This is a genomic window from Peribacillus sp. Bi96 (assembly GCF_918698115.1).
Lineage (GTDB): Bacteria > Bacillota > Bacilli > Bacillales > DSM-1321 > Peribacillus.
In genome coordinates this window covers 71,375-87,683 of the sequence record NZ_CAKKLV010000017.1, presented here as the reverse complement: position 1 = coordinate 87,683, position 16,309 = coordinate 71,375, and the positions used below count along the sequence as shown (strand labels likewise).

Below are 16,309 nucleotides of genomic sequence, written 5' to 3'. Positions count from 1 at the left end.
GCTTTCGTGCCAATCGAAAAATAATAGTTATCAAAAATAACAATTTTGTTCATATGTATTTTTTAAACCGTTCACACATGTAAAATCAAAAGGAATACTCATGACATTCCGCATTTCCGAATTGATCATCCGTTACATTACAAAAATGCGGATACCAAGGAATAAATGAGCCTGTATCCCGACTGTCATTATACAGCATCACTTATTACATGGTCACCCGCCTGTCATTACATCCAATTATCAGTCTTGTATAGCTGCTTCCAATGCCACTTCAACCATTTCGTTAAAAGTTGACTGACGCTCTTCAGAACTCGTTTCCTCACCAGTTAAAATGTGATCGGAAATGGTTAATACAGATAAAGCTTGGCGTCCAAATTTAGCAGCAAGCGTGTATAAAGCCGCTGATTCCATTTCTATCGCAAGTATCTGGTATTTTGCCCATTTTTCCAATTCACTATTATCGTTATAAAACTGATCGGCCGTAAACACATTGCCGACCTTTAATTGCAAGCCCTTAGCCGTGCCCGCGTCATAAGCTTTTCTAAGCAAATCGAAATCCGCAGTCGGGGCAAAGTCCACTCCACCGAATGTCATGCGGTTCATTTGTGAATCGGTTGAAGCACTCATTGCCAGGATTACATCCCTGACTTTTACATCTTTTTGAATGGCTCCGGCAGTACCAACACGAATCAGCTTCTGGACATTATAACTATTCATCAATTCATTCACGTAGATGGAAATGGATGGTACACCCATGCCTGTACCTTGGACAGAAATCCGTTTACCTTTATATGTACCTGTATATCCAAACATGTTACGTACTTCATTGTAAAGTTTAGCATCCTCTAAAAATGTTTCAGCAATATATTTTGCACGCAATGGGTCTCCAGGAAGTAAGACCGTTTCAGCAATTTCATTTTCTTTAGCACCAATATGTACGCTCATACAACTACGTCCTCCTTAACTTGTGGGTGAAATGATATTCACAAACTACTATACCATATCAACCACAAGTTAGGAAAATTGAACATTATCCAAGAGCACCTTAAAGAAAAGTAAACGCAGACATCATGAAAAGGATTGTGGCACCCTTCCTATTAAACCGCAAACAAAACGGCGGTGGTCCGCCGTCTTTTTTAAAAGATTTTTTTAATTTAAGGGTAAGGAAGCTGCTAACCGTCTAATGACAGGTTACTCATCGACTTCTTCATCAATTATGCATTTTTCAAGAAGATATTCGAATGTGATGTCAGCAAGATCTTCAACTTCAGCTTCTGTTGGAAGATAGCCCCGTCTTATCAATTCTTGAAAAAAGAATTCCGCTATCTCTTCTGTATCAATAAAAACCTCAATTTCTCGCAAATCATCGCCCCCTTAATTAAAGGTGTATGAATGACTAGAGACAAATATTCCAGTTGCATTCCATAATGAAAAATCATATGAATTGCCTTCATGTATTAAGGACCATTCCTGACCATTTTGAATGAAAGCTTTTTCAAGGAATATCGCCCCTAATCATGGAAACCTTTCACTTCGTTTGCTTCTTTTTATGATCTGGATAAATTTCCTCTGCCGCTTTTTCAATTTTCGCAAGGGCAATCTTCATGATATGACGATATTCATCATCGCCAAAATGCTCATAGAGCTTACAGTAATCATTGTATAAATCCAAAAGTCCATCAATCATTTCCTTTTTTTCATTTTTTGTCATTGTCATTTCTCGCTCACCTTTACCAGGGTTGTTTTGTTTAGCAATGATAGCAAGCTCATTATTCTTTTTAGAAAGGAGCAGCCCTAATTTTCGAATAATCCCATCTGCACGTTTAGCATCGGCTATTAAAGTCAGTTCTTCTTCATGCGCTTCAAGCCATTCACTGTCTGAGATTCGTGATAACTCATAGATTACATCCTCCCAGGCATTTTCCTTATAGCGCCAAATTTCCGTTCGATAGCCGATAATCTTGAAATAATCATGTTCATATCCATCTACCTGGACTAAGTCACCTAATAAATATTTATATTCAATATCGATTTGTTCCTTTTGATAAAGGATTTCTCCTTCATATTCATTTATCGATTGCAATGTTTTTTCAATATAAAGGCCTTCACTATAGTTCACTTCATACACATAAGCACCATCGAGAAATTTTACATCGGTTATATTCCCGACTGTCCCATACATTGTTATTACGACTGTATCGCCTATTTTAAATTTCGGCTGTTTTTTTTTGCCCATAAGAGACATCCCCCAATATGGTCCTTATCGTTTGATTAGTAAATTATATGCACAAACAAACATAGAGGTTAATGGAAATGAGAGGGCATTTTGCTCATTTAGATAATAACTTGCCACCCTTAATACGGGGCAGGTTCCAATAATGAAAAACCTGTTACCTTTTCTTGCGACGACCAAAAACCGCCTCATTTAATGAGACGGTTCGTAGTAGGGATAACGAGGGTCACTTTCGTTCCTTCGCTGTAGGTGCTTTCAATTTGGAATTTCCCTTTCAATTCCTCCATGATCTGGATGCAGGTCGCTACACCTAAGCCGTTTCCATCAGGCTTAGTGGTATAAAAGGGCATGCCGATATTTTTTAAGTTCTCGGGACTGATACCTTTTCCATCATCTCTGATCATTAAATTGACATATTGTGAAACGGCAGTCATTCGCAGTTCTATCTGCCCATTTCCATCGATGGCTTCACAAGAATTATTCAAGACATTCAAGAGAACCTGCCGTAACCGGTTTTTGTCGGAATAAACAAAGACGGATTGTGACAATCCATTAATTAACTTTACATGAGAACTCGGAGTTGAAGAGGTATAGGTATCTATAATTTCATCAATAAGATCTTTCAAATCCATTTTTTCCCATTCGAGTTGATGAGGTTTTGCCAAATCCAAGAGTTGTGTCACGAATACATTGACCCGATCCACTTCATCAAGCATGACATCACTATATTTTTCTATTAATGTTTTATCATGGTCCTGGCTCTTCAATAGTTGGAAAAAACCCTTTATTGTCGTCAGTGGGTTCCTGATTTCATGGGCAACCCCGGCAGCAAGCTGACCAACATATTTTAATTTTTCAGTTCGGACGATTTCCTTTTCGCGATCTTCAATCGTTTCCATCATTCTTACAAAGGCAAGGTGCAATTTTTCCATTTCTTCGAAGCTACTCTTATCGGAAACGACGAATTCTTTCCCTTCAATGAAATCCTCTGTCGCCACCACTAGATCCTGAACAGGCCTCACAAGAGTCCTAGTAAGTAAATAGACAGCCAGAATAATAGAAACAAATACGATACTGTAGATTATCAGATAACGTGTTAAAAGGTCATGCAAAGGCTGAAACACCTGTTTCTTATCTGCACCCACAACTACAAACCATTTATTCTCCGTTTGCGCTATCGTATGGACAGGCTGAATGGAATATATTTTTTCTCCATTCTCTGCACTGTACAATTCATCAGATATCGAAGCTTCCATCAGTTTCTCTTTTGTTAGTCCCATTTCCTCCAAGGCCGAATCCTTTAATACACCATGCGGGTCTTTTTTTGATATCATGATGCCTTCTTGGTTAATCATGAAAAAGTTCACTGGATACTTATCGCTAATTTCATTAGCCTTTTTCTCCATCATCTCCCAAAGCCTTTCCAAACGGAAAGCTGGCGAGACGACACCGATCATTTCTCCTGTGACATCATGTACCGGTGCACTTACAGCTATAAAGGGTTCTGTGTAAGCTTTGGTTTTATTTACGTCAGAAAGGAACTCATGACCTTCCAAGGCCTCTTTAAACCATATCCTATTCGCGAATCGATCTCCAATCATTTTATTGGAGGTATCAACAATTACATTCCCTTCCAAATCCAAGTACAATATCCCGTAATAATTTCCTTTTGCATCGATGAACTTTTTTAGTTCAACGGACTTCTCTTCTTTTGATGAGTCAGGATTGATGACTACCGAATTTGCACTCATTAGCTTCACATCACTGATCCGTTCGTTCAAATAGTTATATGTTTCATTGACAATATTCAATGAGCCTGCATTCAAGGCATTTCTTGCTTCCTTTTCAAGCAAGGATCGTTGTGATCCATATGAAATGATACCCAATATGAGAACAGGTACACTGGCTATAAGCAAAGAATAAAGCAAAATTCGGGTTTGAAGGCTCTTAAACATCCTTCCGATCCTCCCTATTCCTGATTTCCCTAAAGAAGTCCTTCTTCTATTTGGACATATTGCTCCCAAGCATGATCAAACACAGACATACTTTCGAGATAGTCTGCATTCAATTCTAAATAACTGCTCACTTCATTATAATCAGTCGATTGCTTTGGGAAGCCATGGTCCTGATAGGCATAATTGGCAAATTTAGTGATGGCGTCAATTTCCTTCGGTTGTCGAAACTTCATTAAATATAAATAAAATGGTCTCATATTGTCGAGCCCCCTTAAAAATAACTATGATTTCTGCTTTAATATATCGGAAACTTTCCCTTCCGTCCACTTTTTTAAAATCAATATGAGAATCTTCTTCCTCCTGTTCATAGACCATCAACGATTTTTCATCAGGAGAGGCAATCGATATATATCGTCCTGTAATATAGATATAGTTCTCAATCCATATTGCTTCCATTTTTTATAGACGGGAAATCTTTTTTAGCTTTTAAAAGTGCTTAGTACTTCAATTGATGGAGAAAGAGTTCTTTTTGATCCAGCAGACTCCAATCTTACTTTAAATTCCCATTTTGCGAATGGGAAAAACCCCTACATGGACGATGGCATAAGTCGTTTCCATCGTTCCAGTTAAATGAGGGGTTTTATTTATTCAAACATATATGGAAAAGTAGCCTTTCCCTACGCTAAAAGTCAAAATAGTACGTTTCAGCAACAATTTCATGTTCATTAACTCCATGTACTTTGTCTGTTTTGCAAGCTGTTTCATATCAATAACTCCAACCCCAGATCATACATAGTATTGTACCGAAGACAGTAATTAGAGCTAGGAATATAGCGCCATATAGAGTCATAAAAATTGATTTGCTATCATCAGTTTCACGAGCATGCATAAACACAACTAGTTGAACAGCTGCTTGTATGAATGCTGTCAATATAAAAATCGTCATGCCTGTTGCTTTTGACATATTGAAGAAGTAAACCAAAAGAGCTACAACCGTCAAAATCAATGAAAATACAAAACCCCATACTTGTTTAGCCGGGAATAATTCCTTCATGTTTATGTCATTCCTTTCATGTAGATAAAGGTGAAGATGAAGATCCAAACGATATCTAAGAAATGCCAGTAAAGAGAGAAAATGAAGGATTTATTGGCTGTTTCAGGTGTCAACCCGCGTTTTTTCACTTGAAGGATAATAAATAACCCCCAGAAAAGTCCTAATGTAACATGTGCTCCATGTGTCCCTAATGTTGTAAAGAGCATTGATGTAAATCCACTAGTTTGCAGTGTAGCTCCTTCGCGATAATAGGTAATGAACTCAGTAATTTCAAATCCTAAGAATCCTAATCCAAGAAGGAGAGTGATTATGAAGAATGTCAACATGGCTTTCTTGTTGCCAAGTCGCATGGCATGAATTCCAAGCCCGATGACAAAACTGCTTGTTAAGAGCAAGAATGTTTCAGCAAGTACTGGAGTGATTTCAAAAATTTCTGCTCCAGTAGGACCGTTACCGGTACGATCTACTAATGTAAAATAAGATGCAAAGAGTGTTGCAAAAAGCATAATTTCGGCTCCAAGGAAAATCCAGAAGCCTAAAATATTTAGACGATTTTGTTCTGTACTATATTCAAGAGGTTGCGAGTGATCTATTTCCATTTATTAACACCCCCGAATTTTGCTTCTGTCGCTTTAATTTCTTCTACAGAAATGTAATGCCCATGATCTATTTCGAATGAACGATGAGCCATGCAAACAAAGATACCGATTAACCCAATAATCGCAAGAAACCATATGCTGAATACTAACGCAAATCCAAAGACAAAGAAGATACAGGACATGATAAACGGTCCGCCGCTGTTATTGGGCATATGAATTTTTTCATAGTCACCCTTGAATAATTCATGACCTTTATATTTAGCATCCCAAAACGTTTCCCTTGAGTTCACTTGTGGAATAATAGCAAAGTTATATTCTGGTACTGGATTATGAGTAGCCCATTCAAGGGAACGTGCATCCCACGGATCATCACCAACAACATCTCTCGGAGCATGGCGAATGCTATAGTAAATCGTATACACGATTAATACAAAGCTGATTGCCATTAAAGCTGCCCCGATAAACGAAATCATATTCAATGGTCCAAATCCACTCGATTCAGAGTATGTGTATATACGACGTGCTTGACCATCTAAACCAGTGATATACATAGGGAAGAATGCTAAGCAAAAACCAATGGTTAGAAACCAGAACGCCCATTTCCCAATCCTTTCATTCAACATGAAACCAAACATTTTCGGCCAGTAGTAAGTTCCGGCACCAAGCACAGCAAATACTACACCCGGAATAATGACATTGTGGAAATGAGCTACTAAAAACATTGTATTATGGTATTGATAATCCGCCGCTGACATCGCAAGCATAACCCCGGTAACTCCACCGATTGTGAAGAGAGGTATGAAACCTATTGAATAAAGCATAGGTACGGTAAATCTGATTCTACCTTTCCACATCGTGAACAACCAGTTAAAGATCTTGATTCCAGTCGGAATAGCAATTACCATCGTTGTAATCGAGAAAATACTATTAACATATGCTGCTTGCCCCATTGTAAAGAAATGGTGCGTCCAAACGAAGAATGAATATATAGAGATAAATACCATTGAAGCAACCATTGATCGATAGCCATATAGGTTACGTCGTGAAAAGGTTGGGATTATCTCACTAAAAAGACCAAATGCAGGCAAGATTAAGATGTATACTTCAGGATGTCCCCAAACCCAGAACAGGTTAGCCCAAAGCATATCCATACCGCCATCAGTCATTGTGAAAAACTTGGTTGCGAATAGTCGATCCATTGTTCCCATGATCAGCGCCACTGTTAATACAGGGAATGCGAAAATGATAATAATGCTTGTGACTAAAGCAGACCATGTAAACATTGGCATTTTCATTAATGTCATACCGGGTGCTCTCATTTTAAGAATAGTCGTCAAAAAATTAATCCCCGTCATTAATGTACCTATTCCGGCTATCTGAATACCAATCATATAATAATTCGTTCCAACATGCGGGCTAAATTCATTACCTGCAAGCGGGAAATAAGATGACCACCCTGCATCAGGCGAACCACCAATTACAAAAGAGATGTTGAATAGCATCGCACCCATAAAAAATAACCAGAAACTTATGGCATTTAGACGTGGGAATGCTACATCTCGGGCTCCAATTTGTAATGGCACTACGAAATTCATTAAGGCCATAATGTACGGCATCGCCATAAAGAGGATCATCACAACCCCATGTGTTGAAAAAATTTCATTATAGTGCTGTGAATCTAATAATTTATTATCCGGTACGGCAAGTTGCGCACGCATCATCACAGCATCTACCCCACCACGAAAAAGCATCAACAAAGCAGATATTAAATACATAATACCTATTCTTTTATGATCGACTGTTGTTAGCCAGCCACTCCATAAATAAAACCATTTTTTAAAGTGGGTTAAACCAAAAATGATCAAGAGAACAGTAACACCAATGGCAACCATTGATGAGTATATGACGGGACTAGGATTAGGTATAAGAAATCTAGAGAAAAAACCCATACTTTTGTGTTTCCTTTCTGAACATATTTTTCTTGAGATAGACTAATAAATTATTCATGATTGTGTCCTGATTTTTCTTTACTATTACTTGACTTATGATCATGCTTCATATGTTCACCTTTTGAATTCGCGTTAGAGTCACTTGAGCCATGATGATGTCCAGCATTTTCACCTTCTGGAGCTGGTGAGAAGTCTAAATGCGTTCCAGTAAACGTTAACTGTCCCTCATGACCCGGTTTTAATAATTCATTGAATCTTACTTCAGTAATAGGTTTCGCAGTTTCTTTAACTTCCTTTACCCATTCATCAAACTTATCTTGTGAGATCGCTTCGACGTGGAACGTATTTTCAGCGAATCCTTTCCCACTAAAGTTTGCATTTCGTCCCATCATTTCCCCTGATTCGTCCGCTGCTAAGTGTAATGTGGTCACCATGTTAGACATGGCATATTTTTGACCGCCAAGTTGTGGAATCCAGAAACTCGTGATAGGCCCGAATGAATAAAGTTTAAATTCAAGTGGTCTATTTGTTGGAATATACAAGTAGTTTACTGTCTCGATATCGTTTTCTGGATAACTAAAATGCCACTTCCAGTCAGATGACGAAGCGTAAATAACTAATGGATCTTGACCTTTGTACCCTTCCGGAGTGGCTTCCACTTTATTGTTGGAAATTACAGAAACAACGGAGAAGAAAATGACGATTAAAATTGGCACCCCAACAATAATCGTTTCAACAACATGATTCCCTTCAATGTAGGGTGGTTCATAATCTTTAGGTAGTTTAGAGTCACGGTATTTCGTTAACACAAAGACTAAAATAGCACAAACAACTATAACAATAACCGCCATGATCGCAATTGATAGCCAAATCACATTGGCTTGCGTTTGGGCTTGAGGTCCTTTAGGATCTAAGACCGCTAATGATTCACAGCCAGAAAGCACATTGACTATGGTAGTAGAAAGAATAGCTAATAAAACCCATTTTATTTTCATATATGTATCCTTTCTTTTAAGATTCATTTCTAAGTTATCCCAAAAAATGTTTATTAAGAATGGTAATTTCTCACAATCACATTTATAGGCGGGATGAGTATGTATGAATTCATTTGGGGAATGTTCAGAGAAACAGGTAATCTAAATACCTACTTGCTTTGAAAAGGAATTTGTATATGTGAGGAGATACTGCATGGATTTTTTTATGCCTAGTGGGCAAAGTAAGGGGAGTGAAGATGAAAATTTAAAATGGTGGCAGTTGTCCTTAATAGGGTTTGGCTGCACGATTGGTACTGGATTTTTTCTTGGGTCGGCCATTGGTATAAAAATAACAGGCCCTTCAATTGTCCTTTCCTTTACGATAGCCCCAGGGATCTGAATTTTGTTCAATTGGTCTTTCACAATTACTTCTGCTCTTCGTATTTTGAAAATAAAAATTAGTTGTTTTAACAGTGCTTTTTCATCTACCCTAATACCCATTGAAGAAATTTCAAAAAACCTCTCCAAAAGAGGCTTCCAAAATAATATATCTCAATTTACCGCTTGCTTCCTTCAGAATTCCGCGTCTCCAGGGAAAGCAACCGCTAATAATGCCTTCACTGTTCGAGATGCGCACCCTATAGACCGCACCGCCGGGCGCACAGAAAAACCTCACCACAAAAAGTAGATGAGGCAACTTCTAATTATTTTGTTATTTCCCAAAATCAAAATAATTCCGCTTTAACAACCGTTTCATCTTCAATAACTCGTCATACGTCGTCTGTTTCCCTAACTGTTTCGTATCAATTAAAAACAGCTGGTCTTCAATCTCTTTAGTCGTTTCATCACTCTGAAATAGCGCATGGCAATTACCACAATAGAACGATGGCGTTTTATCAATTTCAACCGCTCTCGATCCATCTGGCAACTCCCAAAACACTGTATCAGTTACCGATTGTAATGTTCCTACCTCACACCATGGACACGTCTCCACTCTATTCATCTCCCTTTGGAGTGCTCTTTTTTTGCTGTGCCTGAAATTTCTTTTCTTTTAACAGATCTCTCTTTTCACGTTGGTTTTTCAATGTAGCATGCTCTGGGTTGGTCACGTATTTTTCCCGTCGATTCATTCGCTTTAGTCCTTCAGGCACTAAATTGAATTGCTTGTCGTTCATTAAACCGGAAACACCTATATCTGACCGTTTTTTTTCCATATCAGGATATACCCCTTTAAAATAATCATCTGCAAGTCCAGGAGTATAATGCTCTGGTTCAGGATATGTTGTAATCACACCTTCAAAATTGCGGAGCACCGTTTTGGTTGGGGATTGTGAGAGGATATAATTCGGCTGCAGTGTAATTTTCCCTCCCCCTCCTGGAGCATCGACGACAAATGTAGGAACGGCATACCCTGATGTATGTCCGCGGAGTCCCTCTATGATTTCAATCCCTTTTGATATGGGAGCCCTGAAATGACCGATGCCTTCCGAGAGATCGCACTGATAAATATAGTAAGGCCGGACTCGAATCTTGACAAGGTCATGCATCAGCTTTTTCATGATTGCGACACTGTCATTTATCCCTGCTAATATAACGGCCTGATTGCCAACCGGTACACCTGCATCAGCAAGCATCTCACATGCTTTCTTCGACTCTTCGGTAATTTCTATCGAGGTATTGAAGTGAGTATTCAACCAAATCGGATGATACTTTTTTAAAATGGTACATAAATTTTCCGTGATTCTTTGAGGAAAGACAACTGGGGCCCGCGTACCTATCCTGATTATTTCTACGTGAGGTATTTCCCTTAAGTTTTTAAGGATATATTCAAGGATCGTGTCATTAATCAATAATCCGTCCCCACCGGATATAAGGACATCCCGAACTGCTGGTGTATCACGTATATAGCCGATTGCAGCATCCAATTGTTTTTTTGGCACGCCCATCCCGATTTGTCCTGAAAAGCGTCTTCTCGTACAATAACGGCAGTACATGGAGCACTGATTCGTCACCAAAAAAAGGACTCGATCAGGGTATCGATGGGTCAGGCCCGGGACAGGGGAATCCTCATCTTCATGAAGGGGATCTTCCATGTCATATTTGGTTTTATGCATTTCTTCCGAGATGGGGACTGATTGCATTCTGATAGGACATCGTGGGTCATCTTTATTCATTAACGAAGCATAATATGGGGTGATATTCAATGGAATGGTTTTAGTGGAAATCCTTACGCCTTCCTCTTCATCCGGAGTCAGGTTAATTACTTTTTTCAAATCATCAACAGTTCGGATAGTATTCGTAAGCTGCCACAGCCAGTTGTTCCATTGTTCTTCGGTTACATCTTTCCATAGCTCTATATCTTTCCAATTGCGCTCTGGCTTATATAAGTCAAATAACATGGTAATACCTCCTGAGTTATGATAGTACTATTAAATGCAAGAAGGGTGCCAAAATGACCCAAAAATTCACTTGCCATAAAAAAATTCCGGACTGCAGACTGCAATCCGGATGTTTCTCCATTCAAATATGTTTTTTTATTTTATATTGCAGTGTCTGCCGTGGAATCTGCAATAGCTTCGATGCCTGAAATACATTTCCATTTGTTTGAAGAAGGGCTTCTGTAATCAATTTTGTTTCGATATCCATCATGGCCTCACGAAGCGGAAGTATTTTTTCTGATGAAGGGGAACGTTTTTTTAAGAACTGGGGCAAATCTTCAAGGTTCAAAACCTCCTTCTCCGTATGGTTCATCATGAATTCAATCGTATGCTTAAGCTCCCTTACATTTCCTGGCCAATGATATTTCTGAAAAAAAACCTTTGTCTTCTCATCCATTCCTTTAATGGACAGTCCTAATTCCCTGTTAAATATTGATATGAAATGGTCAGTAAGGAGCTCAATATCATCAGCACGCTCCCTTAGCGGAGGCAGCTCATAGCTCAATACATTTAATCGGTAAAATAAATCAGGCCTTAGCTTGTTTTCCGAGACAGCCTTTTTAGGATCTATATTCATTGCTGCCATGATCCTGACGTCCACCTGCACACTCTTAGCGCCACCTATCCTCCTGATGAACCCTTCTTCAAGCACACGCAAAAGCTTGGCCTGCAAGTCAATCGGCATCGATTGCAATTCATCCAGAAACAACGTTCCCCCGTTAGCTAATTCAAATAATCCCTGACGTTCGACAGCACCGGTGTAACTGCCTTTAGCCGTACCGAATAATAGTGATTCCAACAAATTTTCCGGCAAAGCTGCACAATTTTGCGCGATGAATGGTTCTTTTCGGCGACTGGAATCCTGATGGATGCTTTGAACAAAAAGCTCTTTTCCTACACCGCTTTCACCATATACCAAAACCGATGATGAGGAACGCGCAGCCTTTTTTCCGTGTGATATCAGACTTCTGAATGGAGTATCACTAGTTAAGATATCAGTGAACGAATACAATCCGCTTTTCCCAGCCACCTCTTTCTTTTCAGGACTTTTGATTGTCTTGAGCGAGCTTTCTAGATCAGCTAACCGTTCAGATAGTTGCTTTAGACGTGAATAATCCTTAGCAATTTCTATTGCACCTATCATAAACCCATCAACATATATGGGCAGCGTTGTATTTAGCGTCTCGATGATTCGCCCATGTGCATTTACATACGATTGGCTATAGTTGTAGATTGGTTTTTCGGTTTTAATGACACGGAGTAAGGTCGATGATTTGTGATTCAAAGAAGGGAAGGCTTCAAGCAACGGTTTCCCAAGTACCTCACTTCTTTTCATTCCATCATGATTGGCAGCCACTCCGTTATAAAAGATGGTCTGTCCCTTTGGATCAACCACATGAATGCCTTCATCAATGGTTTCTAATATTGCTTCCAATACTTCACTTGTATTAAAAAATTCACTTGGCAAAATATCCCTCCTCAAGTTGATTCTTGCTAGATGTATATGAGGGAAATGCCGAAAACTTGTCATGAACCGCCTAAAATTGAGCAATCATGTATAATTTTTTACCCAAAGATTCATGTCCTCAAGCTTTTCGAAGATGTAACAATTATTGGCCAAACGTCCGCGATATGAATAACCATGCTGGTGCAATGCAGCGTTCATGCCGAATGAGAGCGATCTTGCAATTGAATAGATACAATAAATTTCATGCGAAATTAGATAGTCTTCAAGCGCTGCAATCAAGTGCTTCATCAAACCGTACTGCCGATGTTCCGGCAATGTTGCACAATCAGTGATTTCCGCATTATGGTAAAAGCCATCAATTTCTGCTGAAGCCGCACTGACGATCTTACCATCATGGATAAAAATATAAAAAACCGTTCCATTTTCCATGCATTTTTGCACATATACCGGATCATTCATCGGAGTGGGATACACTTTGAATACCTTCCCATACAATTGTGCAAGCTGAGGTGCATCTGTAACTTCTGCCTTTCGACCTTGATAAGCTGGCGGCAAAACATCCAGTTCTGATTTTATCGGCAGATTCAGAACATCGGTGATGAGCCGATCTTCCTTTTCCCATTCCTCACTGTTTCGCCTATCATTCCTAATATACTTAACAAGGAAGAAACAATCACTTCCCAAGAAGAATTTATCAATGCTTCCCTCATATAAGAAGCCCTGAGCAAGTAATTCCAGAACATTTTCTTTGCGTGTCTTGAAGATGATTTTCTCTGCTGATATGTCCTTGGCCGCCTTCAAAGATTCCTCTATGCATTCTTGAAAATGACCAAGATAATCTTCAACCCTGACCCGCTTATTAAAATGGTCGATCGTAATATGTATAGTGGACCGTGGCTTTTGAATTCTTCTTTCAATAATTCCCGTTTCCATTTGTTTCGCTCCTTTCCCATCGACGATTATTGTAGCAAAAGGCCTGACCCCCTTTTTAGAATCAGACCAATGGGAACATAATTATTTGTGTTCCACGCCACACCATTCAATAATGGTCAATGCGATGATTTCTGCGGTTTTCATCATTTTATCCACTTCTATATATTCGTTCGAATCATGTGCCAGCTTCGTCTCCCCTGGTCCAAATACAACTACAGGGGTTGATCCAACCGATGAAAGATACCCCCCATCCGTCGCCCAAGGGGAGGCTTCGACAAGTGGTTCTTCACCCACCACTTTTTCATAGCATGTGCCAATGGTTTTCATAAGTGAATGATCAATTTCGAGATTGCCAGGCAACCATCTTGCACCAAACCATTCTAATTCAATCGGTTTTTCTTTGAACCATGCATCACTCTGGTTTAGAGCCTCGATTCGTTGTATCAGCGAGCTTTGTGCCTCTTCCATGGTTTCTGTCGGGGCAATGCCGAATCTACCTTCAAGGACAGCCGTATCCGGCACGGAAGAAGGCCAATTCCCGCTTTGAATGCTTCCTATGTTGATTGGAATGGGGATGGTGACATTTTTATAAAGTGAATGACGAAGTGACTCATTTCTTTCTTGTTCAAGCTTCTTGATTTCTTTCATTACACCAACTGCTTTATCTATTGCACTAACTCCTTCATACCTCGTGCCTCCATGTGCAGACTTGCCTTTTATTTTGAGGCGAAACCACATCGAACCTTGCTGTAATGGAAATAGTTTCATATTGGTGGGTTCCGGAATGATTGCCCCATCAGCTTTATATCCACGTATGACTGCCGCAAGTGTACCGGCACCGCCGCTTTCCTCTTCAATCACACTCTGGAATATCAGGTCTCCCTTCAATTGGATGCCAGAATCGACGATTGCTTCAATTGCTAGCAATAAAGAAACATTGCCGCCTTTCATATCTGTCGTTCCCCGCCCAAACACTTTCCCATCACGTAACTTGCCGCTATAAGGATCATCATGCCATGCTGCATGATCTCCTTCGGGAACGACATCAATATGTCCGTTTAAAATAATAGATTTCCCCTTGCCGGTTCCTCTTTTAATAGCAACAAGGTTCGGATTTCCTTTAAAGTCCCTGCGATCGCAATAAAAATGAGGATGATTTCTCAATTGTTCATCCCCGATTTCCCATAGATCTATTTCAAGACCAAGCTGTCTGCACTTCTCGACTACAATGGCTTGTGCACTCCCTTCTTGCCCCCTCTTGCTTGGTTCCTGAACCAGTTTTTGCAAAAGCTGAACCCCATTCATCCGATGTTCAGTCAACCATGTTCTTATTTTTTCCTCATACATATCCATTCTCCTCTCTCATTCTTTTAAAATATGGATGTTTTCAGAGACGGTAAACGTGGCTTCGGTCCGATTCCTGATTTCCCGGATATTGGACGTTTCAAATACATCCGTTAATAGGAGGCCTTCTGAAGTTACAGAAAACACGCCTAATTCCGTGATGATCATATGTACGCATCCTTTGGCAGTTAACGGCAACGTACATTTTTCGACCAATTTTGACATCCCCGCTTTATCGGTATGTTCCATCAGGACGATGACCTTTTTTGCCTTAGCAGCCAGTTCCATGGCACCGCCCATACCTGGCACTCGCTTACCCGGGACAATCCAATTTGCGAGATCTCCCCCTTCACTTACTTGAAGGGCACCAAGAATCGTGATATCCACCTTTCCGCGCCGTATCATTCCAAATGCAACCGAGCTGTCACAGTAGGATGCCCCGGCTCTAATGGTGATCGGTAGTCCCCCTGCATTGCAAAGATGCGCATCTTCCTTCCCACTTTCAGGTGAACTGCCCATTCCCACGAGGCCATTTTCAGCATGAAACATAACTTTATGGTCATGTAAAAGATGATTCGGAACAAGTGATGGAATGCCAATTCCCAAATTGACCAGCATTCCATCGCTTATTTCTGCTGCTGCACGTTTCGCTATTTTATTTCTATCACTGGTTCCCATACCCATTTCCAATCGACTCCTTTTGATGGAATGATATAATCCACAAAAACACCCGGTACAATGATGTCCTCTGGATCCAGAGAGCCAAGGGGAACGATCTGCATGGCTTCAACTATCGTGATTTGTCCGGCCGTAGCCACGAGTGGATTCGTATTCCTTGCGCTTTTATCAAATATCAGATTTCCATAAGGGTCTGCCATTTCTGCGTAAACAATTGCGATATCGGCCGTTAATGCCGGTTCCACCAGATAATTTTTCTTATCTATACTAACCGTTTGCTTGCCGTCCCGGACGATATCGGCGTCCATGCCAATATCACTCAAAATCCCTCCTAGCCCCATCCCTCCGGCCCGGATGCGTTCGATGAGCGTCCCTTGCGGAGAAAACTCCACTTCAAGCTCACCATTGTTCATTAATAGTCCTGCATTTGGATTGGAACCGATATGGGAAACGATGATTTTTTTCGCTCGGCGTTGCGTGACCAGTTTTCCGATTCCTATATCGGGGAAACCTGTATCATTCCCAATCAAGGTTAAATCCTTTATACCTGATTCCAATATCAGGTTAACTAATCCCGGAGGTGTCCCTATACCACCGAATCCCCCATAAAGAATGGACTGGTTATCTTTAAAAAGGTGGAGGACATCCTCCAAACGACAAATTTTCCGGAAAGTATTTTCCAAC

General features: G+C 40.0%; 16 protein-coding genes and 2 pseudogenes. 1 reads left to right on the top strand and 17 read right to left on the bottom strand.

Translation table 11 applies throughout. From position 1 onward, the window contains the following. Window positions 1-240: 240 nt before the first annotated feature. From deoD to qoxA, 9 genes are all read right to left on the bottom strand, one after another. Window positions 241-945 (bottom strand): purine-nucleoside phosphorylase, encoded by a 705-nt coding sequence (deoD, locus tag LQ203_RS19205; RefSeq protein ID WP_057912766.1) that lies wholly within the window; start codon window positions 943-945, stop codon window positions 241-243. Window positions 946-1,191: 246 nt separating this feature from the next. Then, the gene (locus LQ203_RS19200) at window positions 1,192-1,362 is read right to left on the bottom strand and encodes a YozD family protein (protein WP_064505166.1); all 171 of its coding nucleotides are present in this window, start codon (window positions 1,360-1,362) and stop codon (window positions 1,192-1,194) included. 166 nt (window positions 1,363-1,528) lie between these two features. Continuing rightward, window positions 1,529-2,236: a hypothetical protein gene (locus LQ203_RS19195; RefSeq protein ID WP_230160347.1), complete on the bottom strand. Its 708-nt coding sequence runs from the start codon at window positions 2,234-2,236 to the stop codon at window positions 1,529-1,531. Between the two features lie 185 nt (window positions 2,237-2,421). Continuing rightward, window positions 2,422-4,188, bottom strand: coding sequence for an ATP-binding protein (locus LQ203_RS19190; RefSeq protein ID WP_230160345.1), 1,767 nt, complete (start codon window positions 4,186-4,188; stop codon window positions 2,422-2,424). Window positions 4,189-4,217: 29 nt separating this feature from the next. After that, the gene (locus LQ203_RS19185; RefSeq protein ID WP_230160343.1) at window positions 4,218-4,445 is read right to left on the bottom strand and encodes a YozE family protein; all 228 of its coding nucleotides are present in this window, start codon (window positions 4,443-4,445) and stop codon (window positions 4,218-4,220) included. Window positions 4,446-4,954: 509 nt separating this feature from the next. Further along, window positions 4,955-5,242 carry a cytochrome aa3 quinol oxidase subunit IV gene (qoxD, locus tag LQ203_RS19180; protein WP_230160341.1) on the bottom strand — a complete coding sequence of 96 codons (288 nt, stop codon included), beginning with the start codon at window positions 5,240-5,242 and terminating at the stop codon, window positions 4,955-4,957. A 2-nt stretch (window positions 5,243-5,244) separates the two neighbouring features. Continuing rightward, on the bottom strand, window positions 5,245-5,841 hold the full coding sequence (gene qoxC, locus LQ203_RS19175; protein ID WP_230160339.1) for a cytochrome aa3 quinol oxidase subunit III: 597 nt from the start codon (window positions 5,839-5,841) through the stop codon (window positions 5,245-5,247). After that, on the bottom strand, window positions 5,832-7,790 hold the full coding sequence (gene qoxB / locus LQ203_RS19170) for a cytochrome aa3 quinol oxidase subunit I (RefSeq protein WP_230160337.1): 1,959 nt from the start codon (window positions 7,788-7,790) through the stop codon (window positions 5,832-5,834). Before qoxB ends, qoxC begins: the two co-directional genes overlap by 10 nt. 50 nt (window positions 7,791-7,840) lie before the next feature. After that, entirely contained in the window at window positions 7,841-8,785 is a 945-nt protein-coding gene (qoxA, locus tag LQ203_RS19165) for a cytochrome aa3 quinol oxidase subunit II (protein ID WP_230160416.1), read from the bottom strand. Between the two features lie 193 nt (window positions 8,786-8,978). Here qoxA and LQ203_RS19160 point away from each other — a divergent pair. After that, a pseudogene (locus LQ203_RS19160) lies at window positions 8,979-9,161 on the top strand (amino acid permease); the annotation flags it as partial. A gap of 62 nt (window positions 9,162-9,223) precedes the next feature. Here LQ203_RS19160 and LQ203_RS19155 read toward each other — a convergent pair. The 8 genes and pseudogenes from LQ203_RS19155 to LQ203_RS19120 form a co-directional block, all read right to left on the bottom strand. Then, window positions 9,224-9,325: pseudogene (locus tag LQ203_RS19155) on the bottom strand (aspartate--ammonia ligase); the annotation flags it as partial. A gap of 151 nt (window positions 9,326-9,476) precedes the next feature. Beyond that, window positions 9,477-9,767, bottom strand: a complete 291-nt coding sequence (locus LQ203_RS19150) for a YokU family protein (protein ID WP_230160335.1) — start codon at window positions 9,765-9,767, stop codon at window positions 9,477-9,479. Further along, complete coding sequence (gene ablA, locus LQ203_RS19145) at window positions 9,760-11,163, bottom strand: lysine 2,3-aminomutase (RefSeq protein ID WP_230160333.1); 1,404 nt, start codon at window positions 11,161-11,163, stop codon at window positions 9,760-9,762. Before ablA ends, LQ203_RS19150 begins: the two co-directional genes overlap by 8 nt. A 121-nt stretch (window positions 11,164-11,284) precedes the next feature. Continuing rightward, window positions 11,285-12,670, bottom strand: coding sequence for a sigma 54-interacting transcriptional regulator (locus LQ203_RS19140; protein ID WP_230160331.1), 1,386 nt, complete (start codon window positions 12,668-12,670; stop codon window positions 11,285-11,287). Window positions 12,671-12,754: 84 nt separating this feature from the next. After that, window positions 12,755-13,603 (bottom strand): putative beta-lysine N-acetyltransferase, encoded by an 849-nt coding sequence (gene ablB, locus LQ203_RS19135; RefSeq protein WP_230160329.1) that lies wholly within the window; start codon window positions 13,601-13,603, stop codon window positions 12,755-12,757. An 81-nt stretch (window positions 13,604-13,684) separates the two neighbouring features. Further along, window positions 13,685-14,956 carry a peptidase gene (locus tag LQ203_RS19130; protein WP_230160327.1) on the bottom strand — a complete coding sequence of 424 codons (1,272 nt, stop codon included), beginning with the start codon at window positions 14,954-14,956 and terminating at the stop codon, window positions 13,685-13,687. A gap of 9 nt (window positions 14,957-14,965) precedes the next feature. After that, the gene (locus tag LQ203_RS19125; protein WP_230160325.1) at window positions 14,966-15,631 is read right to left on the bottom strand and encodes a 3-oxoacid CoA-transferase subunit B; all 666 of its coding nucleotides are present in this window, start codon (window positions 15,629-15,631) and stop codon (window positions 14,966-14,968) included. After that, entirely contained in the window at window positions 15,598-16,308 is a 711-nt protein-coding gene (locus LQ203_RS19120; protein WP_230160414.1) for a CoA transferase subunit A, read from the bottom strand. The genes LQ203_RS19125 and LQ203_RS19120 overlap by 34 nt, the downstream gene beginning before the upstream one ends. Window position 16,309 lies beyond the last annotated feature (1 nt).

Bases quoted from the DNA above. Each gene is read 5' to 3' on its own strand.
- qoxB (WP_230160337.1), bottom strand. From the start codon at position 7,790: ATGGGTTTTTTCTCTAGATTTCTTATACCTAATCCTAGTCCCGTCATA.
- deoD (WP_057912766.1), bottom strand. From the start codon at position 945: ATGAGCGTACATATTGGTGCTAAAGAAAATGAAATTGCTGAAACGGTC.
- qoxC (WP_230160339.1), bottom strand. From the start codon at position 5,841: ATGGAAATAGATCACTCGCAACCTCTTGAATATAGTACAGAACAAAAT.
- LQ203_RS19185 (WP_230160343.1), bottom strand. From the start codon at position 4,445: ATGAGACCATTTTATTTATATTTAATGAAGTTTCGACAACCGAAGGAA.
- LQ203_RS19150 (WP_230160335.1), bottom strand. From the start codon at position 9,767: ATGAATAGAGTGGAGACGTGTCCATGGTGTGAGGTAGGAACATTACAA.
- LQ203_RS19195 (WP_230160347.1), bottom strand. From the start codon at position 2,236: ATGGGCAAAAAAAAACAGCCGAAATTTAAAATAGGCGATACAGTCGTA.
- qoxA (WP_230160416.1), bottom strand. From the start codon at position 8,785: ATGAAAATAAAATGGGTTTTATTAGCTATTCTTTCTACTACCATAGTC.
- qoxD (WP_230160341.1), bottom strand. From the start codon at position 5,242: ATGAAGGAATTATTCCCGGCTAAACAAGTATGGGGTTTTGTATTTTCA.
- LQ203_RS19190 (WP_230160345.1), bottom strand. From the start codon at position 4,188: ATGTTTAAGAGCCTTCAAACCCGAATTTTGCTTTATTCTTTGCTTATA.
- ablB (WP_230160329.1), bottom strand. From the start codon at position 13,603: ATGGAAACGGGAATTATTGAAAGAAGAATTCAAAAGCCACGGTCCACT.
- ablA (WP_230160333.1), bottom strand. From the start codon at position 11,163: ATGTTATTTGACTTATATAAGCCAGAGCGCAATTGGAAAGATATAGAG.
- LQ203_RS19125 (WP_230160325.1), bottom strand. From the start codon at position 15,631: ATGGGTATGGGAACCAGTGATAGAAATAAAATAGCGAAACGTGCAGCA.
- LQ203_RS19130 (WP_230160327.1), bottom strand. From the start codon at position 14,956: ATGGATATGTATGAGGAAAAAATAAGAACATGGTTGACTGAACATCGG.